Source organism: Brotocaccenecus cirricatena (assembly GCF_020687045.1).
GTDB lineage: Bacteria > Bacillota > Clostridia > Oscillospirales > Oscillospiraceae > Vescimonas > Vescimonas cirricatena.
Genome location: NZ_JAJEPW010000036.1, coordinates 1 through 21,221, shown reverse-complemented (window position 1 = coordinate 21,221; position 21,221 = coordinate 1). Strand labels below are relative to the sequence as shown.

At 63.4% G+C, this 21,221-nt stretch carries 22 protein-coding genes; 19 read left to right on the top strand and 3 right to left on the bottom strand.

Annotation, left to right across the window (positions count from 1 at the left end; translation table 11 throughout):
• Positions 1-44: 44 nt before the first annotated feature.
• The gene (gene xdh, locus LKD37_RS11520) at positions 45-2,633 is read right to left on the bottom strand and encodes a selenium-dependent xanthine dehydrogenase (protein WP_302929351.1); all 2,589 of its coding nucleotides are present in this window, start codon (positions 2,631-2,633) and stop codon (positions 45-47) included.
• A 193-nt stretch (positions 2,634-2,826) separates the two neighbouring features.
• Between xdh and LKD37_RS11515 the strand changes: the two genes are divergently transcribed.
• The gene (locus LKD37_RS11515) at positions 2,827-3,363 is read left to right on the top strand and encodes an NUDIX domain-containing protein (RefSeq protein ID WP_302929350.1); all 537 of its coding nucleotides are present in this window, start codon (positions 2,827-2,829) and stop codon (positions 3,361-3,363) included.
• Positions 3,364-3,483: 120 nt separating this feature from the next.
• Positions 3,484-5,211: an adenine deaminase gene (gene ade / locus LKD37_RS11510; protein WP_302929349.1), complete on the top strand. Its 1,728-nt coding sequence runs from the start codon at positions 3,484-3,486 to the stop codon at positions 5,209-5,211.
• A 258-nt stretch (positions 5,212-5,469) separates the two neighbouring features.
• Here ade and LKD37_RS11505 read toward each other — a convergent pair whose 3' ends face one another.
• Positions 5,470-5,721, bottom strand: a complete 252-nt coding sequence (locus LKD37_RS11505) for a hypothetical protein (RefSeq protein ID WP_302929348.1) — start codon at positions 5,719-5,721, stop codon at positions 5,470-5,472.
• A gap of 143 nt (positions 5,722-5,864) precedes the next feature.
• Between LKD37_RS11505 and LKD37_RS11500 the strand changes: the two genes are divergently transcribed.
• The 16 genes from LKD37_RS11500 to LKD37_RS11425 all read left to right on the top strand — a co-directional run bounded on the left by LKD37_RS11500 (position 5,865) and on the right by LKD37_RS11425 (position 20,026).
• A complete protein-coding gene (locus LKD37_RS11500) occupies positions 5,865-6,749 on the top strand; it encodes a LysR family transcriptional regulator (RefSeq protein WP_302929347.1) in 885 nt (294 codons plus the stop codon).
• Between the two features lie 77 nt (positions 6,750-6,826).
• Entirely contained in the window at positions 6,827-7,867 is a 1,041-nt protein-coding gene (locus tag LKD37_RS11495; protein ID WP_302929346.1) for a threonine aldolase family protein, read from the top strand.
• A 43-nt stretch (positions 7,868-7,910) separates the two neighbouring features.
• Entirely contained in the window at positions 7,911-9,476 is a 1,566-nt protein-coding gene (gene pckA / locus LKD37_RS11490; RefSeq protein WP_302929345.1) for a phosphoenolpyruvate carboxykinase (ATP), read from the top strand.
• A 58-nt stretch (positions 9,477-9,534) separates the two neighbouring features.
• Positions 9,535-9,849 (top strand): hypothetical protein, encoded by a 315-nt coding sequence (locus LKD37_RS11485; RefSeq protein WP_302929344.1) that lies wholly within the window; start codon positions 9,535-9,537, stop codon positions 9,847-9,849.
• Between the two features lie 118 nt (positions 9,850-9,967).
• Positions 9,968-10,624 (top strand): site-2 protease family protein, encoded by a 657-nt coding sequence (locus LKD37_RS11480; RefSeq protein ID WP_302929343.1) that lies wholly within the window; start codon positions 9,968-9,970, stop codon positions 10,622-10,624.
• A gap of 14 nt (positions 10,625-10,638) precedes the next feature.
• Entirely contained in the window at positions 10,639-11,415 is a 777-nt protein-coding gene (locus LKD37_RS11475) for a segregation and condensation protein A (protein WP_302929342.1), read from the top strand.
• Between the two features lie 18 nt (positions 11,416-11,433).
• Entirely contained in the window at positions 11,434-11,997 is a 564-nt protein-coding gene (gene scpB / locus LKD37_RS11470; RefSeq protein ID WP_306414463.1) for an SMC-Scp complex subunit ScpB, read from the top strand.
• Between the two features lie 21 nt (positions 11,998-12,018).
• On the top strand, positions 12,019-12,714 hold the full coding sequence (locus tag LKD37_RS11465) for a hypothetical protein (protein WP_302929341.1): 696 nt from the start codon (positions 12,019-12,021) through the stop codon (positions 12,712-12,714).
• 24 nt (positions 12,715-12,738) lie between these two features.
• Positions 12,739-13,137 (top strand): GerW family sporulation protein, encoded by a 399-nt coding sequence (gene ytfJ, locus LKD37_RS11460; protein WP_302929340.1) that lies wholly within the window; start codon positions 12,739-12,741, stop codon positions 13,135-13,137.
• Positions 13,138-13,181: 44 nt separating this feature from the next.
• The gene (locus tag LKD37_RS11455; protein WP_302929339.1) at positions 13,182-13,997 is read left to right on the top strand and encodes a D-alanyl-D-alanine carboxypeptidase family protein; all 816 of its coding nucleotides are present in this window, start codon (positions 13,182-13,184) and stop codon (positions 13,995-13,997) included.
• A complete protein-coding gene (locus LKD37_RS11450; protein WP_302929338.1) occupies positions 13,994-14,710 on the top strand; it encodes a pseudouridine synthase in 717 nt (238 codons plus the stop codon). The genes LKD37_RS11455 and LKD37_RS11450 overlap by 4 nt, the downstream gene beginning before the upstream one ends.
• The gene (locus LKD37_RS11445) at positions 14,707-15,576 is read left to right on the top strand and encodes a MurR/RpiR family transcriptional regulator (protein ID WP_302929337.1); all 870 of its coding nucleotides are present in this window, start codon (positions 14,707-14,709) and stop codon (positions 15,574-15,576) included. The genes LKD37_RS11450 and LKD37_RS11445 overlap by 4 nt, the downstream gene beginning before the upstream one ends.
• Entirely contained in the window at positions 15,566-16,810 is a 1,245-nt protein-coding gene (locus LKD37_RS11440) for a BaiN/RdsA family NAD(P)/FAD-dependent oxidoreductase (protein WP_302929336.1), read from the top strand. Before LKD37_RS11445 ends, LKD37_RS11440 begins: the two co-directional genes overlap by 11 nt.
• 2 nt (positions 16,811-16,812) lie before the next feature.
• Positions 16,813-17,493, top strand: coding sequence for a (d)CMP kinase (gene cmk / locus LKD37_RS11435; RefSeq protein ID WP_302929335.1), 681 nt, complete (start codon positions 16,813-16,815; stop codon positions 17,491-17,493).
• Positions 17,490-18,092, top strand: coding sequence for a lysophospholipid acyltransferase family protein (locus LKD37_RS11430; RefSeq protein ID WP_302929334.1), 603 nt, complete (start codon positions 17,490-17,492; stop codon positions 18,090-18,092). The genes cmk and LKD37_RS11430 overlap by 4 nt, the downstream gene beginning before the upstream one ends.
• A complete protein-coding gene (locus tag LKD37_RS11425) occupies positions 18,083-20,026 on the top strand; it encodes a bifunctional 4-hydroxy-3-methylbut-2-enyl diphosphate reductase/30S ribosomal protein S1 (RefSeq protein WP_302929333.1) in 1,944 nt (647 codons plus the stop codon). Before LKD37_RS11430 ends, LKD37_RS11425 begins: the two co-directional genes overlap by 10 nt.
• A 92-nt stretch (positions 20,027-20,118) precedes the next feature.
• Here LKD37_RS11425 and LKD37_RS11420 read toward each other — a convergent pair whose 3' ends face one another.
• Positions 20,119-20,271 (bottom strand): hypothetical protein, encoded by a 153-nt coding sequence (locus LKD37_RS11420; RefSeq protein ID WP_302929332.1) that lies wholly within the window; start codon positions 20,269-20,271, stop codon positions 20,119-20,121.
• A 165-nt stretch (positions 20,272-20,436) separates the two neighbouring features.
• Between LKD37_RS11420 and LKD37_RS11415 the strand changes: the two genes are divergently transcribed.
• Positions 20,437-21,221 (top strand): ComEC/Rec2 family competence protein (locus LKD37_RS11415; protein ID WP_302929331.1); only part of this gene is annotated, 785 nt, incomplete at its 3' end.

Sequence of the window (21,221 nt, the reverse complement as noted above, 5' to 3'; positions counted from 1 at the left end):
TCATGCCCGGTGCATTGCACCGGGCATGATCTTATTTTGCGGCTTTACTTTTTCTTAGCGTAGGGGGTGTTCTCCAGCGGCAGGGTCAGACGACGCTGGCCATCCAGCCGGTAATAGGCGTCGGCAATGGCGGGGGCCGTGGGGATGGAGGTGATCTCACCGATGCCGATGGCGCCGCCTGCTACCTTCAGGCCGGGCTTTTCCACCACGATGGCCTGGATCTCCGGCGGGATCTGATTGGCCCGGAACAGGCCCAGGGTGCCATATCTGGCAGTGGGCTTGCAGGTGTCGTCAATGGGATACTGCTCTGTCAGCGCATAGCCCATGCTCATGACCACGCCGCCCTCGATCTGCCCCTCGCAGCTGAGAGGGTTCACAGCCTTGCCCACGTCGTGAGCGGCCACCAGCATCTTGATGCGGCCGGTCTCCCGATCCAGGATACACATCTGGGTGGCGTAGCCGTAGGCCACATGGCTGACGGGGTTGGGTACGTCCGCGCCCAGGGGGTCTGTCTTGGCCAGATACTCGCCGTAAAACTCCTGTCCGGCCAGGTCCCGGAGGGCCTTGCCCTCCAGCGCGGCGCAGAGCTTTTCGCAGGCCCGGCGGGTGGCCTCGCCGGTGACCAGGGTCTGGCGGGAGCCGGAGGTGTCGCCGGAATCCGGGGCGATCCAGGTGTTGCTGCGCTCATAGACGATGTCGTCCCGGTGGAGGCCGGTGTTGGTGACCACCACCTGCACCAGCACGGTGCCCAGTCCCTGGCCGATGCAGGACGCGCCGGAGTAAATATGCACCTTGCCATCGTCCTCGACGATGAGCTTGCAGCGGCCCCAATCGGGGATGCCCACGCCCACACCGGCGTTTTTCATGGCGCAGGCGATGCCCACGGGGTCGCCGCTGCGAACGGCCTCGTCATAGGCGGGCTTGATGGCCTCCAGCGTCTCCACCAGGCCCGTGGACTCATCCACGATCTGGCCGTTGGGCAAAACGCCGCCGGGGCGGATGGCATTGCGATAACGGATCTCCCAGGGGCTGATGCCCACCAGATCCGCCATCTCGTTGAGCAGCGTCTCCGTGCAGAAGCAGGTCTGGGTCACGCCAAAGCCCCGGAAGGCCCCGGCGGGAGGATTGTTGGTGTAATACGCGCGGCCCTCGATCTCGAAGTTTTCATAGGCATAGGGCCCCGCCGCATGGGTGCAGGCCCGCTCCAGCACCGGCCCGCCCAGAGAGGCAAAGGCGCCGGTGTCGGACACCACGCTGGCCTTGACGCCCTGGATGATGCCGTTTTCGTCGCAGCCCATGGTGAAGTCCATGTCGAAGCTGTGGCGCTTGGGGTGGACCAGGATGGACTCCTGGCGGGAGAGCTTTACCTTCACCGGCACACGGGCCACATACGCCAGCAGGGCGGCATGGTGCTGGACGGACATGTCCTCCTTGCCGCCGAAGCCGCCGCCCACCAGCATATTCTGGACCTGGCAGTGGTCATAGTCCACCCCCAGCATGGCGGCGCACTCGTGCATGGTGGTGTGCGCGCTCTGGTCCGAGGTCAGCAGCTTCACGCCGCCGTTTTCCAGGGGCAGAGCAACGCAGCACTCCGGCTCCAGGAAGGCGTGCTCGGTCCAGGGGGTGTGGAAGTGCTGGGTCAGCACATATTTTGCATTCTTGATAGCGCCGTCTGCGTCGCCCCGGGAGACGTGCTTATAGGCCTGGACGTTGTTCTCGTCCCCCTCGAACACCAGGGGCGCGTCCGGGGCGGCGGCCTCCCGGGGACTATGCACGGCAGGGAGGACCTCATACTCCACCTTCACCAGCTTCTTGGCGGCCTCCAGGGTCTCCTGGTCCCGGGCGCAGATCAGGGCCACGGAGTCCCCCAGATAGTGGGTGATCTCGCCCACGCCGATCAGGGTGGGCTGGTCCTTCTTCAGGTGGCCCACGTTGACCTTGCCAGGGATGTCCTTCTGGGTCAGTACGCACACCACGCCGGGCAGGGCCTGGGCGGCGCTGACGTCGATGGACAGGACCCGGGCCCGGGCGTACCGGCTGCGCACCGCGCCGCCGTAGCACATCCCGTCCACATACACGTCGTCGGGGTACTGGCCGGTGCCCAGCACCTTTTCCTCCACGTCCAGCCGGTGGACCCGGCTGCCCATTTTCCAGTCATCGGCGGAGGCCTTCGGCAGCTTCCCCTCCCGGAAAATCTTGGCCGCCAGCAGGATGCCGTCGATGATCTTCACATAGCCGGTGCAGCGGCAGATGTTGTTGCGGATGGCGAAGGCGGCCTCCTCCCGGGTGGGATCGGGATTCACGTCCAGCAGCCCCTTGGCGGAGATGACCATGCCGGGGATGCAGAAGCCGCACTGAACGGCTCCCGCCTCGCCGAAGGCGAAGGTATACACCTGCTTTTCCCAATCGGAAAGGCCCTCCACCGTGAGAACGGTCCGCCCCTCCAGCCGGTCGGTCTGGGGGATGCAGGCCTTGGTGGGCTTGCCGTCGATGAGGACGTGGCAGGTGCCGCAGGCACCCTCGCTGCACCCGTCCTTAACGGAGGTCAGGTGCAGGGTATCCCGCAGAAAGCGGATGAGCTTCTGATTTTTTTCCACGGTCACGCTCTGCCCGTTAACGGTGAAGGTTGCCATGTGATCGTCTCCTTTGTCCCGGCCCGCCGACATATGGGGGCATGATCTCAAACATTACCGGTAATTATACCATATTCATTCATTCTTCGCAAGGTGAAGCCTTATCCTTCTTTCAGAATAACCCGGGGCTTGCTTTTCCGGTCCAACGAGTGTATGATGGCAAAAATAATAAACACAGAGAGGAGTTCTGACAATGGATCTGACGGAAAAGTGCCTGGAAAGCCGGGAGGTATACAAGGGCCGCGTCCTTCGGCTGCGGGTGGACACGGTGGCCCTGCCCAACGGGAAAACATCCCTGCGGGAGGTGGTGGAGCACCCCGGCGGCGTGGGGATCCTGGCCCTGGACGAAAACGGCTGCGTTCCCATGGTGACCCAGTACCGCTATGCCTTCTCCCGGACGCTGCTGGAGATCCCTGCCGGGAAGCGGGAGCCCGGCGAGGAGCCCTTCGTCACCGCCCAGCGGGAACTGAAGGAGGAAGTGGGGGCCACGGCGGCGGATTGGCAGCCCCTGGGACAGATCATCGCCTCCCCGGGCTGCTATGACGAGGTGCTGCATCTGTACCTGGCCCGGGGCCTGACCTTCGGCGACACCCATCCCGACGAGGACGAGTTCCTGTCCGTCCGGCGCATCCCCTTTCAGGAGCTGGTGCAGCGGTGCCTCAGCGGCGAGATTCAGGACGGCAAAACCGTCACCGCCGTGCTGAAGGCAAAGTTCCTGCTGGGGCTGTGATTTTCCCGAAAAAACAGTGGACAAGCGGCATTAGTTGTGGTAATATGAGAAATTAACAAAAGAGATAACGCTTTTGCAGTTTCGTTTCCGCTCTGTGCGGGAGAAAGGAAGGATTTCGTCATGGCTGTGAAGGAAAGCTACGCAGGGAAAATCAACCGCAAGCTCAACAAGAAGCTCCATGTCATCGACGTGGCGGCGGGCCGTGTCCCGGCAGACCTGGTGCTGAAAAACGCTGCATACGTCAACGTGTTCTCCAACGAGCTGTGCCGCGGGGACATCGCCGTGGCCGAGGGACTCATTGTGGGCATGGGCGAATACCACGGCAAGGTGGAGGCGGACGTAGGCGGCAAGATCGTGCTGCCGGGCTTCATCGACGCCCACATTCACCTGGAAAGCTCCCTGGTAAGCCCCAAGGAGTTTGCCAAGGCTGTGCTGCCCCACGGCACCACCACCGTCATCACCGACCCCCACGAGATCGCCAACGTCATGGGCACCGATGGCATCGAGTATATGCTCCAGGCCACCGAGGACCTGCCGGTGGACGTGCGGTTCATGCTGCCCTCCTGCGTTCCGGCCACGCCGCTGGACGAGTCCGGAGCCAATCTGGACTATCGGGCCATCGACTCCTTCTATGACCATCCCCGGGTCCAGGGCCTGGCGGAGATGATGAACTTTGTGGGCATCATCAACGGCGACAGCCAGGTGGTGGAAAAGATCGTGGCCTCCCAGGCCCACCACAAGAAGATCGACGGCCACGCCCCGGGCCTTACCGGCAACGACCTGAACGCCTACATCGCCGCCGGCGTGTATTCCGACCATGAGTGCTCCAACGTGGAGGAGGCTATGGCCAAGCTGGAGCGGGGACAGTTCATTATGATCCGGGAGGGCACCGCCGCCCGGAACCTGGAGGCCCTGGCCCCCCTGCTGTGCGAGAAGTACATCGAGCGGTGCATGTTCTGCACCGACGACAAGCACCCCAACGACCTGCTGGAAAAGGGCCACATCGACTACATCGTCAAAAAGGCCATCTCCCTGGGCGCGGACCCCATCATGGCGGTGAAGGCCGCCGGGTACACCGCCGCCCGGTACTTCCTGCTGAATAACCGCGGCGCCATTGCCCCCGGGTATCTGGCGGACTTTGTGGTCATCGACAACTGGGAGAACTTCGAGATCGAGATGGTCTATAAGAAGGGCAAGCTCATGTACGACGGCGTTCTGCGGGACTTCGACACCCCGGAGATCGACCCCTATCTGGTCAAGCGGGCCCACGACACCTTCCATGTGGCCTCCCTGTCCGCCGCCGACTTCACCGACAAGCGCCCCCACGCCGTCATCGGCATGGTGCCCGGCGAGATCGTGTCCGAGGACGCGGGCTATGCCGACCACATCGACCTGGAGCAGGACATTCTCAAGATCGCCGTGATCGAGCGGCATAAGAACACCCACCACATCGGCCTGGGCTATATCAAGGGCTACGGCCTTAAGCATGGCGCCGTGGCCACCTCCATCAGCCACGACAGCCACAACATCATCGTGGTGGGCACCTCCGAGGAGGACATGGCCGCCGCCGCCAACCGCATTGTGGAGAATCGCGGCGGCATCACCGTAATGGACGGCGGCCAGATCCTGGGCGAGGTGGCCCTGCCCATCGCGGGCATCATGTCCGACGACAGCCTGGTGATGGTGAACAGCGCCCTGGAGGCCGCCAAGGACGAGGCCTTCCGGCTGGGCGTGTCCCGAGGCATCGACCCCTTCATGACCCTGAGCTTCATGGCTCTGCCGGTGATCCCGTCCCTGCGGCTGACCACCCGGGGCGTGTTCGACGTGCTGACCCAGCGGTATGTGTGATGGGCTGCTGCCTCTGAACCTCCTGGAGCTGACCTGGCACTGCCGAAAAAACTGACGATGAAAAACGGGATATCCGGCGTCTCGAACCGGGTATCCCGTTTGAATCCCTCATTATATAACAAACAGCCGCGCATGCCCAAGCGCGGCTGTTTGTTATGTTTGGGGTAGGAAAATCCCCATGGAAAAGATGGGCAGCAGGCGCTGCCAGGTATTTTCAGCGGCGAAGGAGGTAAACCATAGCCGCTCTCGGCTGCAAAATCAGAACTGGAGACGATTCTCCTTGGACCAGGTGGTCAGGTTCAGACGGGGGTAGCGCCGTCGCAGCTCCTCGGCGGTCTCGGCGTCGCCGCCGGTCATCAGAATGCGGTTGATGGCCTCCACATCGGCGGCCGGCATACCGTGGTCGGCGGTCTTGCCGCAGTCGCGGCAGGTATAGGTCCCGTTCTCGGAAACCGTCACCTCACTGCTGCCGCAGAAGGCACAGCGATGCATCTTTGTAATCAGAGCCATTTTCGATTTCTCCTCTCTTTCCTCAAGTCCATGGGTAGGATATCATAGAATTTTACATTTGTAAAACGCATATTTTCGATTGAAGTCATGAAAAAAAGGGTGTACAATGAGGAATACAGTCAAAGAAAGACGAGGTGGGGGACATGAGCGCCACAAAATACCAGATTTTCCTGAAAACCGTGGAATGCGGCAGCTTTACCAAGGCGGCGGAGGAGCTGAACTTCTCACAGTCCGGGATCAGCCACGCCATCAGCTCCCTGGAGGAGGAGCTGGGAGTAACCCTGCTGAGCCGGAACCGGGGCGGCGTGACCCTGACCGGCGACGGCCGGGCCCTGCTTCCGCAGATTCAGCAGCTCTGCACGGAATATCACCGACTGGCCCAGCAGGCGGCGGACCTGCGGGGCATGGACGCGGGCCTTGTGAAGGTGGCCTCGTTTTCCAGCGTCTCCGCCCAGTGGCTGCCCATGATTCTGAAGTCTTTCAGCAAGCTGTATCCGGCCATCGAGTTCGAAATTCAGACCTGCGACTTCTACGACCAGATCGAGGAGCTGATCATCACCGGGCAGGCGGACTGCGGATTTCTGCGGATGCCGTCCCTGAAGGGACTGCAGGTGTACCCCCTGCACCTGGACCAACTGAAGGTCATTGTGCCCTGCGGGCATCCTCTGGCCAACAGCGATCCCTTTCCGGTGGAGGCCCTGGCCACGGAGCCGGTGATCCAGCTGGAGGAGGGAGACGATTACGAAATCCGGGCCGCCTTCGACGAAATGGGCGTGCGGCCCCATGTGCGATATATCGCACGGGAGGACCGGACCATTCTGTCCATGGTGTCCAACGGCCTGGGCATCAGTCTGCTGCCGGAGCTGATGGTGCGCCACAGTCCCTATCCGCTGGTGGTCTGCCAGCCGCCCAAGGCCTTTTATCGGCGCATCGCCATCGGCGTCAAGGACGAGAAGGCCCTGTCCAACTCCACCCAGCGGTTTGTGGACCACGTCCGGGCCTGGGTCCAGGTGAACGGGTTCAAATAAGATGATTTTCCTGCTTTACAAATCCAGCCGACTGGGCTATGATGGGGAGTAGTATATAGAATAAAGGAGAGGCTTCCATGATCTATTTCAACAGCGACTATCTGGAGGGCGCTCATCCCAGCGTGATGGCGCGGCTCAACGAGACCAATATGGTGCAGACCGTGGGCTACGGCGAGGACGAATACTGCGCGGCGGCCCGGGAGAAGATCCGCGCCGTCTGCCAGGCGCCGGAGGCTGACGTTCACTTCCTGGTGGGTGGCACCCAGACCAACACCACCGTGATCGCCTCCATTCTGCGGCCCTGGCAGGGTGTGCTGTCCGCCGACAGCGGACACATCAACTGCCACGAGGCGGGAGCCATCGAGTCCACCGGACACAAGGTCATCACCCTGCCTGCGGCAGAGGGGAAGATCACCGCCCAGCAGGTGCAGGATTATGTGGAGTGGCACCGGAACGACGAGTCCACCGAGCACATTGTCCAGCCCGGCATGGTGTATATCTCCCACCCCACCGAGGGCGGCACCCTGTATTCCAAGGCGGAGCTGACGGCTCTGTACGACACCTGCCGGAAATACGGCCTGCCGCTGTTCATCGACGGGGCCCGGCTGGGCTACGGCGTCATGGCCGACGGCTCTGAGCTGACCATACCGGAGATCGCCCGTCTGTGCGACGTGTTCTATATCGGCGGCACCAAGGTGGGAGCCCTGTTCGGCGAGGCCGTGGTGATCATGAACCCGGCGCTGAAGAAGGATTTCCGCTTCATCATGAAGCAGCGGGGCGGCCGCATGGCCAAGGGCCGTCTGCTGGGCATCCAGTTTGACTCCCTGTTCACCGACGATCTGTACTTCAAGATTTCCCGCCACGCCGACGAGATGGCCTATCAGATTCGAGACATCTTCGTGTCCGCCGGTTATCCGCTGCTGTTTGACTCTCCCACCAACCAGCAGTACCCCATTATGCCGGACGATGAGCTGGCGGAGCTGGGGAAGAACTTCGGCTATGAATACTGGGAGCGGGTGGATAAGACCCATTCCGGCGTGCGCTTCTGCGCCAGCTGGGCCACCACCCAGGAGCACGTGGACGCCCTGCGGGCCGCCGTACAGGCCCTGCGAAAATAATAAAAACCGGAACAAATTGGAACAATTTGAGGAGGAACGACACATGGAAACATACGGACTGGAAAAGCTGGGCATCATCAACGCCGGGGCGGTGTACCGCAATCTAACGCCGGCGCAGCTGGTGGAGCACGCTCTGCGCCGGGGGGAGGGCACCCTGTCCAACACCGGAGCCCTGGTGGTCAAGACCGGGAAGTACACCGGCCGCAGCGCCAACGACAAGTTCATTGTGGACACCCCCGCCGTCCATGACGACATCGCCTGGGGCAAGGTGAACCGGCCCATGGACAAGGCCCGGTTCGACGCCATCTATGCCAAGGTCACGGCGTATCTGCAGAATAAGGACGTGTTCATTTTCGACGGCTTCGCCGGAGCGGACCCCAAGTATACCAAGGCCTTCCGCATCGTCAACGAGCTGGCCAGCCAGAATCTGTTCATCCACCAGCTGCTGCGCCGCCCCACGGCGGACCAGCTGGAGAGCTTCCATGAGGATTACACCATCATCGCCGCCCCCGGCTTCAAGTGCATTCCCGAGGTGGACGGCACCCGCTCCGAGGCTGCCGTTCTGGTGGACTATGAGGCCCATCTGGTGGTGATCTGCGGCACTCAGTATGCCGGCGAGATCAAGAAGTCCGTGTTCTCCGTGATGAACTATGTCCTGCCCAAGCAGGGTGTGTTCCCCATGCACTGCTCTGCCAACATCGGCAAGGACGGCGACTCCGCCGTGTTCTTCGGCCTGTCCGGCACCGGCAAGACCACCCTGTCCGCCGATCCCGCCCGCAAGCTCATCGGCGATGACGAGCACGGCTGGGCCGACGACTCCGTGTTCAACTTCGAGGGTGGGTGCTACGCCAAGTGCATTAACCTCTCTCCCGAGGGCGAGCCGGAGATCTACAACGCCATCCGCTTCGGCGCGCTGGTGGAGAACGTGGTCATGGACCCCGACACCCGGGAGTTCGACTTCGACGACGACTCCCTGGCGGTGAACAGCCGGGTGGGCTATCCCGTGGAGTACATCCCCAATGCAGAGCTCTCCGGCATGAGCCCCAGCGTACCAAAGACGGTGATCTTCCTGACGGCGGACGCCTACGGCGTGCTGCCTCCCATCAGCAAGCTGGATAAGAACCAGGCCATGTATTACTTCGTCTCCGGCTTCACCAGCAAGGTGGCCGGCACTGAGATCGGCGTCACCGAGCCGGTGCCCACCTTCTCCACCTGCTTCGGCGAGCCCTTCCTGCCCCTGGATCCCTCCGTATATGCCGCCATGCTGGCGGACAAGGTGGAAAAGTCCGGCGCAAAGGTCTATCTGGTGAACACCGGCTGGAACGGCACCGGCAAGCGCATGAAGCTCCGCTACACCCGGGCCATGGTCACCGCCGCCCTGACCGGCGAGATCGAGAAGGCGGAGTTCGTCACCGACCCCACCTTCGGCGTCCAGGTGCCCACCTCCATCGAGGGCGTGCCCAGCGAGCTGCTGATCCCCGCCAACACCTGGGAGGATCAGGCGGCCTATGAGGCCAGCTGCAGGAAGCTGGCGGCCAGCTTTGTGGAGAATTTCAAGAAGTATACCCGCATGAGCGCGGAAGTGGTGGCCGCAGGCCCCAAGGCGTAACGAAACAGCAACCGGGCTGGGCGTGAAACCCAGCCCGGTTTTTACAAAAGGAGAACCTATGTTAGAACTGCGTATTCTGGTGGACGACATCGACTATGACTCCATTGCGGAGTATCTGATCCCTGCGGTGGCGGAGAAGCTGCGCCGGGAGGAAAAGGGCGGCATCCTGGGAAACGTCCTGGCCGGGAACCCGGACGTGGCGGCCTCCGTGGCCCGGACGGTACTGGGGACCATGAGCCAGGAGCAGAAGGACCAGCTGCTGGTGCAGCTGGTGACCAAAAATCGCGAAAAGCTGCTGGATAAGGGAAACCAGGCCGTCCGCAGCCGGGGCATCGGCGTGCAGCTGTGCGACGTGGCGGTGCGGAAGCTCTGAAAAAACGGCCAAATATCGGCAGGACAGCCGCCCCGGCGGGCGGCTGTTCTTTTTTGCTTGTAATCGAAGAGAATTTCTGATATAATGCACTTATATGCTAATTTGGGGAGGAAGCCCTGTGGGATATCTGGAAAATTTGTGGAATGCGCTGGACTTTGGCTCCCTGCGGGATATGGTTCTGCGGCTGGTGTCGGTGTTCCTGTGCCTGACGGTGCATGAAACGTGTCACGGGCTGGCAGCGCTGGCTTTGGGGGATCCCACGGCCAAGCGGGCCCGGCGGCTGAGCCTGAACCCCCTGCGCCACATCGACTGGTTCGGCCTGCTGATGATGGTAACGGTGGGCTTCGGCTGGGCCAAGCCCGTGCCGGTGGACCCCCGGTATTTCCGCCGGCCCAAGCAGGGCATGGCCCTGACGGCCCTGGCGGGGCCGGTGTCCAACTTTTTGCTGGCGCTGGTGCTGCTGTTTGCGGGACGGCTGGTGTATGACTATGCCCCGTATTCCGCCGCCAACCAGCGGTTGCTGACCTTTCTGCTGACCACGGCGATCCTGTCTCTGGGCCTGGGGCTGTTCAACCTGATCCCTATCCCGCCGCTGGACGGCAGCAAGGTGCTGTTCTCTCTGCTTCCTGACCGGGCCTACAACACCATGCTGCGCTATGAGCGATACGGCATGCTGCTGCTGTGGGCGGTGGTGCTGCTGGGCGTGGGGGACAGATGGATGAGCGCCGCCATCCAGTGGACCTATGAGCTATTCTGCCGCGTGGTCGGCTTTTAAGAGGGTACAGGCAATTGGAAAGTCCCATTTATAAGCTGGAAAAGGTGGTTCAGGGGAAAGAGGAGCTTCAGGATTTCGAGGGGCCTCTGGACCTGATCCTGTTCCTGCTGAGCAAAAATAAAATCGAGATACAGGACATCCCCATTGCCCTGATCCTGGACCAGTATCTGGCGTATCTGGACCGGCGCAAGGAGATGGACCTGGAGGTGGCCAGCGAGTTTGTGACCATGGCCGCCCACCTGATGTATATCAAGACCCGGATGCTCCTGTCCCTGGAGGACGAGGAGGCAAAAAACGAGATGGACGCCCTGATCCAGTCCCTGGCGGAGCGCCAGCGGGGCGAGGCCTATGCCCGGGTGCGCCGCCTGGCGGAGCTGCTGGGCCCCATGGGCGAGTTTGGCCGCAGCATCCTGACCCGGGACCCCGAGCCTATGGAGCGGGGCAAGGTATATGAATACGACCAGCAGCCCGCCGACCTGGTCATCGCCATGCAGGAGGTCACCGACCGCCGGGGCCAGGCGGAAACGCCGCCTCTGCGGGCCTTTGACGAGATCGTCCGGCGGGAGCCCTATTCCGTGGAGCAGAAGGCCAAGGAGATCGTCCGGCGGCTGAAGGAGGGCGGCATCACCCGGTTTCTGCTGCTGTTCCGGGGCAGCCGCAGCCGCAGCGAGCTGGTGGCCACGTTTATGGCGGTGCTGGAGCTGTGCCGCAGCCGGATCATCCGGCTGGCCGGACCCGCCGCCGACTGCACCGTTACCTGCCGGGAGGACCCGGAAAACACCGAGGAATAAAACATGGAAGCAATGGAAATGAAAGAAATAGAGGCCGCGGTAGAGGGAATTCTGTTCGCCTCCGGGGAACCGGTGGCGGCGGACCGCATCGCCGTGGCCCTGGACCTGGACCGGGACACCGTGGACCAGGTGCTGCGCCGCCTGGCGGACTACTACAGCTATGAGCGCCGGGGTATGCGCCTGGTGCGGATGGAGGATACCTGGCAGCTGTGCTCCGCTCCGGAGTACGCCGACCTGATCCGCCGGGCCTTCGAGATCCGCAAGCCTGCGAAGCTGTCCCAGCCGGCCCTGGAGGTGCTGACCATCATCGCCTACTATCAGCCCACCACCCGGGCCTATGTGGACCAAATTCGCGGCGTGGACAGCGCCTACACCGTGGGCCTGCTGCTGGACCGGCACCTGATCGAGGAGTGCGGGCGGCTGCAGGTGCCGGGACGGCCCCGGCTGTACCGCACCACCAAGGCGTTTCTGCGGGCATTTCATCTGAACTCGCTGGACGATCTGCCGGAGATCCCGGGCCTGGAGGCCGACGGACAGCTGCGGCTGGATGACGACGGCGCCGTTCAGGAGTCGGAACAATAAGCAATAGAAGGGGGACCCCACATGGTTGCACTGTGGATACTGGGCATACTGCTGGCACTGATCGTGGCGGTGCTGTTTCTGCGGGTGGGGGTGCGCATTGCCTTCGGGCAGGAGCTGCGGGTCACCGCCGTGGCGGGGCCTGTGCGGATACAGATCGTGCCGAGTCCCCCGAAAAAGCCCAAAAAACAGAAAAAGCACAAGGAGAAAAAGAATCCACCCGAAAAGCAGAAGGCAGCGCCCCGGGAGAAGCGGAAGCTGGGCCTGACGCCCGGCGATATCCGGTCGGCCCTGCCGTATCTGTGGAAGTCCCTGAAAGGGGCCCTGCGAAAGACCCGGCAGCGGCTGCGGGTGGACCCCCTGCGCCTGTCGCTGGTCCTGGGCGGGGAACCGGACCCTGCCGCCTCCGCCGAGACCTACGGCTGGATCAGCGCGGCGGTGTGGACCTTTATGCCCCGGCTGGAGGAGCTGATGCGGATCCCCGATCCCTACATCCACCTGGACGTGGACTATTCCGCCGCCGAAATCAAAGCGGAAGGGGAGGTGGGCCTGTCCTTCCAGATCCGGGACCTGTTTGCCATCGGCTTTGCCTTCGGCATCCCGGTGCTGAAGTGGCTGCTCCGGTGGAAGAAGGAGAAAAAGCCCCGGGAGGAGGCCCAGAAGGCCGAAAATCCCGAAAAGCCCCAGGAACCTGTGACCAACGATGAAAAAAGCGCCTGATATAAAAACGAAAGGATGACACCCATGGAAAACAATGAGAGAAAGAACAATTCCCTGACGGAGCTGATGGAGGCATCCATGAGCAAGATCCGGGATATGGTGGATTCCAACACCATCATCGGCGAGCCCATCCAGACCCCCGATGGCGTGACCCTGATTCCCGTATCCCGGCTGAGCTTCGGCTTCGGCTGCGGCGGCGGCGATTACGGCAAGCAGGCCCCCAAATTCGGCGGCGCCAGCACCGCCGGTGTCAAGGTGGAGCCGGTGGCTTTCCTGGTGGTGAAGGACGGCGTCACCCGGGTGATGCCCGTGGCCCTGCCCGCCGTGGGCACCGTGGACCGGGTCATCGACCTGGTGCCCCAGGTCATGGACCGGGTGGAGAATTTCATCGACAAGAAGAAAGCGGCAAAAGAGACGTTCTGAGTGAATAAGATGGGGTCATCACGGATGGATTCGGGGTGATCTCATTGAGAAAACGGACGTGGCTGCTGGTGGGGCTGGCGCTGTGGTGGTGCCTGACGCCGGTGCGGGTGTGGGGCGTGTCCACCAGCGCCTCTGCCGCCGTGCTGATGGACGCGGACACCGGGCAGGTGCTGTTTGACCACAACGGCGGCCGGCGGATGCTCATCGCCAGCACCACCAAGATCATGACGGCCCTGGTGGCGCTGGAACGCGCCTCGCCTACGGACGTCATCACTGTAAAGCAGGAACACATGACAGAGGGCTCCTCCATGTACCTCAAGCCCGGAGAGCGGGTGACGGTGGAGGAGCTGCTGTACGGCCTGCTGCTGTGCTCCGGCAACGACGCGGCGGAGGCCCTGGCCGACGGCTGCGGCGGGACGGCATCCTTTGTCCGGCGGATGAACGGCCTGGCAGGGGAGCTGGGGATGGAGGACACCTCCTTTGAAAATCCCAGCGGTCTGGACGGCCAGGCCCACTATTCCACCGCCCGGGACATGGCCCGTCTGGCGGCCTATGCCGCCGGGAACCATACCTTTGTGCGCCTGTGCTCCACCCGGAGCGTCACCATCGGCGGGCGCACCATGACCAATCATAACCGGCTTCTGCGGGCGGTGCCCGGGTGCATCGGCATGAAGACCGGCTACACCAGAGCCGCGGGACGGACCCTGGTCAGCGCTGCTGAACGGGACGGCCGGCGGCTGGTGGCTGTCACCCTGCAGGACGGCAACGACTGGGCGGATCATGCCGCCCTGTATGACTGGGGCTTTGCCCAACCCGCCGGGCAGGAGACGGCGGACCACCGCCGGGAGGATACGCCGTGAAGGAGCGACTGCAAAAGATCATAGCGGCTGCCGGGATATGCTCCCGCCGGGCGGCGGAGGAGCTGCTGCGGCAGGGCCGGGTCCGGGTCAACGGACAGTCCGCCGCCCTGGGAGACCAGGCGGACCCGGAGTCGGACATCGTCACGGTGGACGGCCAGCCCCTGCGGCGGGACACCCGCCGGGTGTACCTGATGCTGAACAAGCCCCGGGGCTATGTCACCACCCTGTCCGATGAGCGGGGGCGGCGGACGGCGGCGGAGCTGGTGTCCGGCTGCGGCGCGCGGGTGTACCCTGTGGGGCGGCTGGACATGGACTCCGAGGGCCTGCTGCTGATGACCAACGACGGGGCCTGGATGCAGCGGCTACTGCACCCCAGCCACCAGATCGAGAAGGAATACCGGGTCACGGTGACGGGCCCGGTGGAGGGGGCCGCCCAGCGGCTGGCCGCCATCCGGGACCTGGAGGGGGAGCGCATCCGCCCGGCCCGGGTCCGGGAACTATGGCGGGACGGCAGCAAGGCCGCCCTGTCCGTCACCATCCATGAGGGAAAAAACCGCCAGATCCGCCGGATGTGCCGCCAGGCGGGACTGGCGGTGCGGCGCTTGCAGCGGGTGCGGGAGCACACGCTGACGCTGGGGGACCTACCAGTGGGGCAGTGGCGGTATCTGACGCAGCAGGAGCTGCGCGATTTGGAAGGAAGCGAGAAGTCGTGAGCAAAAACGTGCTCCAGACCATACGAAGCCGGACGGACAGCTTTTCCCGGGGGCAGAAGCGCATTGCCGACTATATTCTGATGAATTATGACAAGGCGGCGTTTATGACCGCCGGGCACCTGGGGCGCAAGGCCCAGGTCAGCGAGTCCACGGTGGTGCGGTTCGCCTCCCAGCTGGGGTACGACGGGTACCCCAATATGCAGCGGGCCCTGCAGGAGCTGGTCCGGGGCAAGCTCACGTCCCTGCAGCGCATCCAGGTGTCCCGGGATCAGATGCAGGAGCAGGATGTGCTCACCGGCGTGATGCAGCGGGACATGAACAGCATCCACACCGCCATCGAAAGCGTGGACCGGGCCGCCTTTGACCAGGTGGTGGACCGGTTGCTGACGGCCAGCCATATCTATCTGATGGGTGTGCGGTCGTCGGCATTTCTGGCGGGGTATCTGAACTTTTATCTGCACCTGATGTTCAAGAACGTCACCCTGGTGCAGAATGCCGCCGCCGGCGAGATCTTCGAGCAGCTCAGCCAGATCGGCCCCGGGGACGTGCTGGTGGGCATCAGCTTCCCCCGGTACTCCCAGATGGCCATCCACGCCGTGGAGTATGCCCGGGACCGGGGCGCCGACGTGGTGGCCATCACCGACGGGCAGATGTCGCCCCTTTACCGGATGGCCACGGTATCGCTGCTGGTGCGCAGCGACATGATCTCCTTTGTGGACTCCATGGCTGCTCCCCTGAGCCTGCTGAACGCACTGATCGTGGCGGTGGGGCGGCAGAAAAACGAGGAAGTATCCGGCACCTTCTCCCAGCTGGAGAATGTCTGGTCCAAATACAACATATTCGGGAAAACGGAAGATGAATCATAAGCGTATCGCGGTGGTGGGCGGAGGAGCCGCCGGACTGATGGCGGCTATCGCCGCCGCCGAGGGCGGCGGACAGGTGACGCTGCTGGAGCCCAACGACCGTCTGGGCAAAAAACTGAACATCACCGGCAAGGGCCGGTGCAACGTGACCAACAACTGCTCCCGGGAGGAGCTTCTGCAGAACATCCCCCGGAACGGGCGGTTTCTGTACGGGGCCTTCGCCCGGTTCGACAGCCGGGACGCCATGGCCTTTTTTGAGAAGCTGGGCGTCCCCCTGAAAACCGAGCGGGGCAACCGGGTGTTTCCCCAGTCGGACTGCGCCTTCGACGTTTCCGGGGCCCTGCGCCGCCGGTGCGAAAGGCTGGGTGTGAAGTGGGTCCGGGACCGGGCCGTATCCGTGGACACGGACGGGGGCCGGGTCTGCGGCGTCACCGGACAGCAGGGAACCTACCCGGCGGAGGCGGTGATCCTGGCTACCGGCGGCGTCAGCTATCCCGGCACCGGCTCCACCGGCGACGGATACCGCATGGCGGCGGCCCTGGGCCACGGGATCGTGCCGCCCTGCGGCTCCCTGGTGCCTCTGGTCAGCGGGGACGATGCCTGTCGCCGGATGCAGGGCCTGGCCCTGAAAAATGTGGAGCTGACGGCCCTGAACGGGAAGAATAAGGTGCAGTTCCGGGATTTCGGCGAGCTGCTGTTCACCCATTTCGGCGTGTCGGGACCTCTGGTGCTGTCCGCCAGCGCCCACCTGCGGCACTGGGACCGGGAGCAGTACCGTCTGTCCATCGACCTGAAGCCGGCGCTGGACCGGGAAAAGCTGGAGGCCCGCATCCTGCGGGACCTGGGGGAGAATCCCAACCGGGACTTCGAGAAGATACTGGCTGGCCTGGTACCCCACAGCATGGTGCCGGTGATACTGGAGCGGCTGGAGATCCCGGCGGGGCTGAAGGCCAACTCCGTGACGAAGGCCCAGCGCCGGGCACTGGAGGAGATGCTGAAGGGCTTCACTGTGTCCGTTACCGGACCGAGACCGGTGGCGGAAGCTATCGTCACCTCCGGCGGCGTGAAGGTGAACCAGGTGCAGCCGTCTACCATGGAATCAAAGCTGACCCCGGGGCTTTATTTTGCCGGGGAAATACTGGATGTTGACGCCTATACCGGCGGCTTCAACCTGCAGATCGCCTGGTCCACCGGGCATCTGGCGGGGACAAGCGCCGCCGTGGCGGAAGGAGAATGAGCATGGCCGAAAAATATTCCGTAGCCATAGACGGCCCCTCCGGGGCCGGAAAGAGCACCCTGGCCAAGGCGGCGGCAGCGGCGCTGGGCATCTGTTATGTGGACACCGGGGCCATTTACCGCACCATCGGATACGGGGTGTACCGCCGGGGGATCGACCCGTCGGACGCCGGAGCCGTGGCGGCGGTGCTGCCGGATATGCAGCTGGAAATGCGCTATGACCAGGCGGGCCTGCAGCGGATGATGCTGGCCGGGGAGGACGTGACGGATCAGATCCGCCTGCCGGAGATGTCCCGGTACGCCTCCATCGTCTCCGCCATTCCGGCGGTGCGGGACTTCCTGCTGGAGCTGCAGCGGGAGCAGGCCCGGCGTCACAGCGTCATCATGGACGGCCGGGACATCGGCACGGTGGTGCTGCCGGATGCCACGGTGAAGATTTTCCTCACCGCCGCGCCGGAGGTGCGGGCCATGCGCCGCTTCCGGGAGCTGGAGCAGCGCGGCACTTCCCAGCCCTATGACCAGGTGCTCCGGGAGATCGTGGACCGGGACTATGCCGACACCCACCGGTCCATCGCCCCGCTGCGCCGGGCGGAGGATGCCGTGGAGCTGGACACCGGCGCCCTGACCTTTGAGGAGAGTCTGCGCCTGCTGCTGGAGACCATAAGGAGGCGGGCAAAGCTGTGAAAAATCCGCATTTTGTCCGGATTCAGAAAATCCTGGGGCCGCTGGTGCGGTTCCTGTTCCCCATTTCCCTGGAGGGGACGGAAAATCTGCCGGAGGACCGGCCGGTGATGCTCTGCGCCAACCACAGCAGCGCCTGGGATCCCATTTTGTTCGTGGCAGCCATATGGACGGGTTATCCCCTGCGGATCATGGCCAAAAAGCAGCTGCTGCGGATTCCCATCCTGGGCAGCATTCTCAAGGCCATCGGCGTGTTTGCCGTGGACCGGGGCAACTCGGATATCCAGGCGGGGAAAACCGCCATCCAGAGCCTGAAGCAGGGCTGGAACCTGCTGATCTTCCCGGAGGGCACCCGGGTGAAGGACCCGGGCCATGCGGAGGTCAAGGGCGGCGCGGCCATGATGGCCATTCGCTCCGGGGTGGACATGGTGCCCATGTTCATCGACACGAAAAAGCGCCTGTTCCATCGGGTGCACATCATCATCGGCCGGCCCTATACCCCGGTGTACACCGGGCGCAAGGGCACGGCGGAGGAATACCGGGCCAACGCCGACGAGATCATGCGGCGGGCCTATGCATTGGGAGGGATCGTATGCCGGTGATCCAGGCGAGAAGCGCCGGTTTCTGCTACGGCGTCCGCCGGGCCGTGGAGCTGGCGGAGAAAACCGCTCAGGAGAGCGGCAGCTGCGTCATGCTGGGCAGCATCATCCACAACGCCAACGTGGTGGCCCGGCTGGAACGGCTGGGGGCCCGTCAGGTGGATTCTCCGGATGCGGTCCGCCCCGGGGACACGGTGATCATCCGCTCCCACGGGGAGACCCGGCAGGTGCTGGAGCGGCTGGAGGCCATGGGGGCCCGGTGCGTCAACGCTACCTGTCCCAACGTTCTGCACATCCAGCATATCGTGTCCCGGGCCGGTCAGGCCGGGCGCATGCCCCTGGTCATCGGCGAGCCCCATCACCCGGAGGTCATGGGCGCGGCCAGCTGGTGGGACGGGACCCTGGTGTTTCCGGGGCCGGAGGAGCTGGAGCGGTGGCTGCTGGAGGACCCGGCCCGCCGGGACCTGCCCCTGACGGCGGTGGCCCAGACCACCTGCGTCCGGAGCATCTGGGAAAGTTCAAAAAAAATTCTAAAAAAACTGTGTACAAACGCGGAATTATTTGATACAATATGTGATGCTACGCATAGACGTCAGTCCGAGGCGGCGGAGATTGCCTCCCGGGTGGACGTCATGGTCGTGGTCGGAGATCGTAAAAGTGCCAACACCAAACATTTGACAGAGATTTGCCGTGAGCTGTGCCCCAGAGTGTACCAGATCGAGGGGGCGGAGGAGCTTACACCGGACCTTTTTATTGGATGTTCATTGGCGGGACTTACGGCCGGCGCGTCCACACCGGCGGGCATCATTAAGGAGGTATATACAACGATGAGCGAAGAAATCAAGAACAACGAAATCAAGGAAGAGAGCTTCGAGGAGCTGCTGGACAAATCTTTCAAGACTTTAAATACAGGAGAGAAGGTAACCGGTATCGTGACGGCTGTTGGTCCCACCGAGGTTCAGGTGGACCTGGGCTGCAAGCAGGCCGGCTACATTGCCGTGGACGAGCTGTCCGCTGATCCCAACGTGAAGCCCGAGGACGTGGTGAAGGTCGGCGACGAGATCGAGACCTACATCATCCGCGTCAACGACGTGGAGGGCTATGCCATGCTGTCCAAGAAGCGCCTGGACGCCGTGAAGGTCTGGGAGGACATCGAGGAGGCCCGCGAGAACAAGACCACCCTGGAGGGCAAGGTTACCGAGGAGAACAAGGGCGGCATCGTCGTCAACGTCAAGGGCGTGCGCGTGTTCGTTCCCGCTTCCCAGAGCGGCCAGCCCCGCGGCGCGGACCTGTCCGAGATGATCGGCCAGACCGTGTCCCTGCGGATCACCGAGGTCAACCGTGCCCGCCGCCGGGTGGTGGGTTCCATCCGTGCCGTGCAGTACGAGGCCCGTCAGGCCGCCCAGGCTGCCATCTGGGAGAGCATCGAGGTCGGCAAGCACTACACCGGCACCGTGAAGTCCATGACCAGCTACGGCGTGTTTGTGGACATCGGCGGCGTGGACGGTATGGTACATATCTCCGAGCTGTCCTGGTCCCGCATCAAGAACCCCGCCGAGGTGGTTTCCGTGGGCGACACCCTGGATGTGTACGTCATCTCCTTCGATCCCGAGAAGCACAAGATCTCCCTGGGCGTCAAGGATCACTCCTGCAACCCCTGGGACACCTTCATGAACAGCTATAAGGTGGGCGATGTGGCCAACGTCCGCATCGTGAAGCTGATGACCTTCGGCGCCTTTGCCGAGGTCGTGCCCGGCGTGGATGGTCTGATCCACATCTCCCAGATCGCGGACCGCCGCATCGAGAAGCCCGGTGACGTTCTGTCCGAGGGCCAGATGGTGGATGCCAAGATCACCGCCGTGGACGAGGAGAAGCAGAAGATCTCCCTGTCCATCCGCGCTCTGCTGAACGACGAGCCCGCCGAGGACGAGGAGTAAGCTTCCCTCCGAACCGGCCTGTGTCGGAACTGAATCGCTGACAAACGGCCCCCGGTGTCGTACCGGGGGCCGTTTTTTGTACGTCGCGGGGGTCAGCGCTGGTTCTGGTTCTGGTTCTGATTGCTGTTCTGGTTCTGATTCTGCTTGGAATTGCGGTTCTGACGGGTGTTCTGATTCTGATTCTGGTTGTTGTTCTGGTTCTGGTTCTGATTCTGATTCTGGTTCTGGTTCTGGTACTTGTCCATGACGGACACCTCCTTCTGTACCTGCGGTACAGGGATAGTTTGGCCGGAACCGGCGGAATCATGCACAAGTCCGGGAAAAAATCGCAAAGCGCGGCGGCGGGGTTGTTCCGGAACAGGGAATCTGGTATAATGCGGATAGAAATTTTTGCAGAGGAGGGAATCGTCATGCGGACGCTGGCCGCCATATCGCTGTCCTTTGCCGCCGCCGTTTTCGCGGCGGTGCTGCTGCCCTGGTCCGGGTGGACCTGGTGGGCGGCAATCGTCTGCGGAGCAATGGGCCTGGCGGCGGTGCTGCTGCGCCGCCGTCTGCCGGACAAGCTGCGGCTGCGGGCGGCGGTGATTCTGTTCTCCCTCTGCGGGGGACTGCTGTATTTCGGCGGGTATCAGGCCCTGGTGCAGCAGCCGGTGCTGGAGCGCTGCGGCCGGGAGGCGGAATTTTCCGCCGTCGCGGCAGACTTCGGCCAGCTGACTGAGCAGGGCGGCCGGGTGACGGTGTATCCGGAGGGGCTCCGGGGCGTCAAGGCGGTCTGCTACGGCGGCCAGGAGCTGTCCCGATTGGAGCCGGGACAGCGGATCACCGGCTACGCCCGCTGGCAGGATGCCGGGCGCATCCACGAAAACGACGTGACCACCTTCACCTCCCGGGGCGTGTTCGCCCTGCTGTATGTCCAGGGGGACGTGACGGAGGAGACGGGCAGTGCCGGGAGCCTGCGATGGCTGCCCCAGCGGACGGCCCGGGCCCTGCGGGAAAAGATTGCCGCCATCTGGGACGATGAGACCACCGCCGCCTTCGTCACGGCGGAGCTGACCGGAGACCGGGGCGGCCTGTCCGTGGCGGACGAGACGGCCATGTCCCAGGCAGGACTTTCCCACCTGTTCGCCGTGTCCGGCCTGCACTGCGCGTTTCTGGTGAGCCTGCTGGGCCTGCTGCTGGGCAGCAGGCGGCGGGG

Coding starts and splice junctions, on each gene's coding strand:
- xdh (WP_302929351.1), bottom strand. CDS start 2,633: ATGGCAACCTTCACCGTTAACGGGCAGAGCGTGACCGTGGAAAAAAAT.
- LKD37_RS11515 (WP_302929350.1), top strand. CDS start 2,827: ATGGATCTGACGGAAAAGTGCCTGGAAAGCCGGGAGGTATACAAGGGC.
- ade (WP_302929349.1), top strand. CDS start 3,484: ATGGCTGTGAAGGAAAGCTACGCAGGGAAAATCAACCGCAAGCTCAAC.
- LKD37_RS11505 (WP_302929348.1), bottom strand. CDS start 5,721: ATGGCTCTGATTACAAAGATGCATCGCTGTGCCTTCTGCGGCAGCAGT.
- LKD37_RS11500 (WP_302929347.1), top strand. CDS start 5,865: ATGAGCGCCACAAAATACCAGATTTTCCTGAAAACCGTGGAATGCGGC.
- LKD37_RS11495 (WP_302929346.1), top strand. CDS start 6,827: ATGATCTATTTCAACAGCGACTATCTGGAGGGCGCTCATCCCAGCGTG.
- pckA (WP_302929345.1), top strand. CDS start 7,911: ATGGAAACATACGGACTGGAAAAGCTGGGCATCATCAACGCCGGGGCG.
- LKD37_RS11485 (WP_302929344.1), top strand. CDS start 9,535: ATGTTAGAACTGCGTATTCTGGTGGACGACATCGACTATGACTCCATT.
- scpB (WP_306414463.1), top strand. CDS start 11,434: ATGAAAGAAATAGAGGCCGCGGTAGAGGGAATTCTGTTCGCCTCCGGG.
- LKD37_RS11465 (WP_302929341.1), top strand. CDS start 12,019: ATGGTTGCACTGTGGATACTGGGCATACTGCTGGCACTGATCGTGGCG.
- ytfJ (WP_302929340.1), top strand. CDS start 12,739: ATGGAAAACAATGAGAGAAAGAACAATTCCCTGACGGAGCTGATGGAG.
- LKD37_RS11440 (WP_302929336.1), top strand. CDS start 15,566: ATGAATCATAAGCGTATCGCGGTGGTGGGCGGAGGAGCCGCCGGACTG.
- cmk (WP_302929335.1), top strand. CDS start 16,813: ATGGCCGAAAAATATTCCGTAGCCATAGACGGCCCCTCCGGGGCCGGA.
- LKD37_RS11425 (WP_302929333.1), top strand. CDS start 18,083: ATGCCGGTGATCCAGGCGAGAAGCGCCGGTTTCTGCTACGGCGTCCGC.
- LKD37_RS11420 (WP_302929332.1), bottom strand. CDS start 20,271: ATGGACAAGTACCAGAACCAGAACCAGAATCAGAATCAGAACCAGAAC.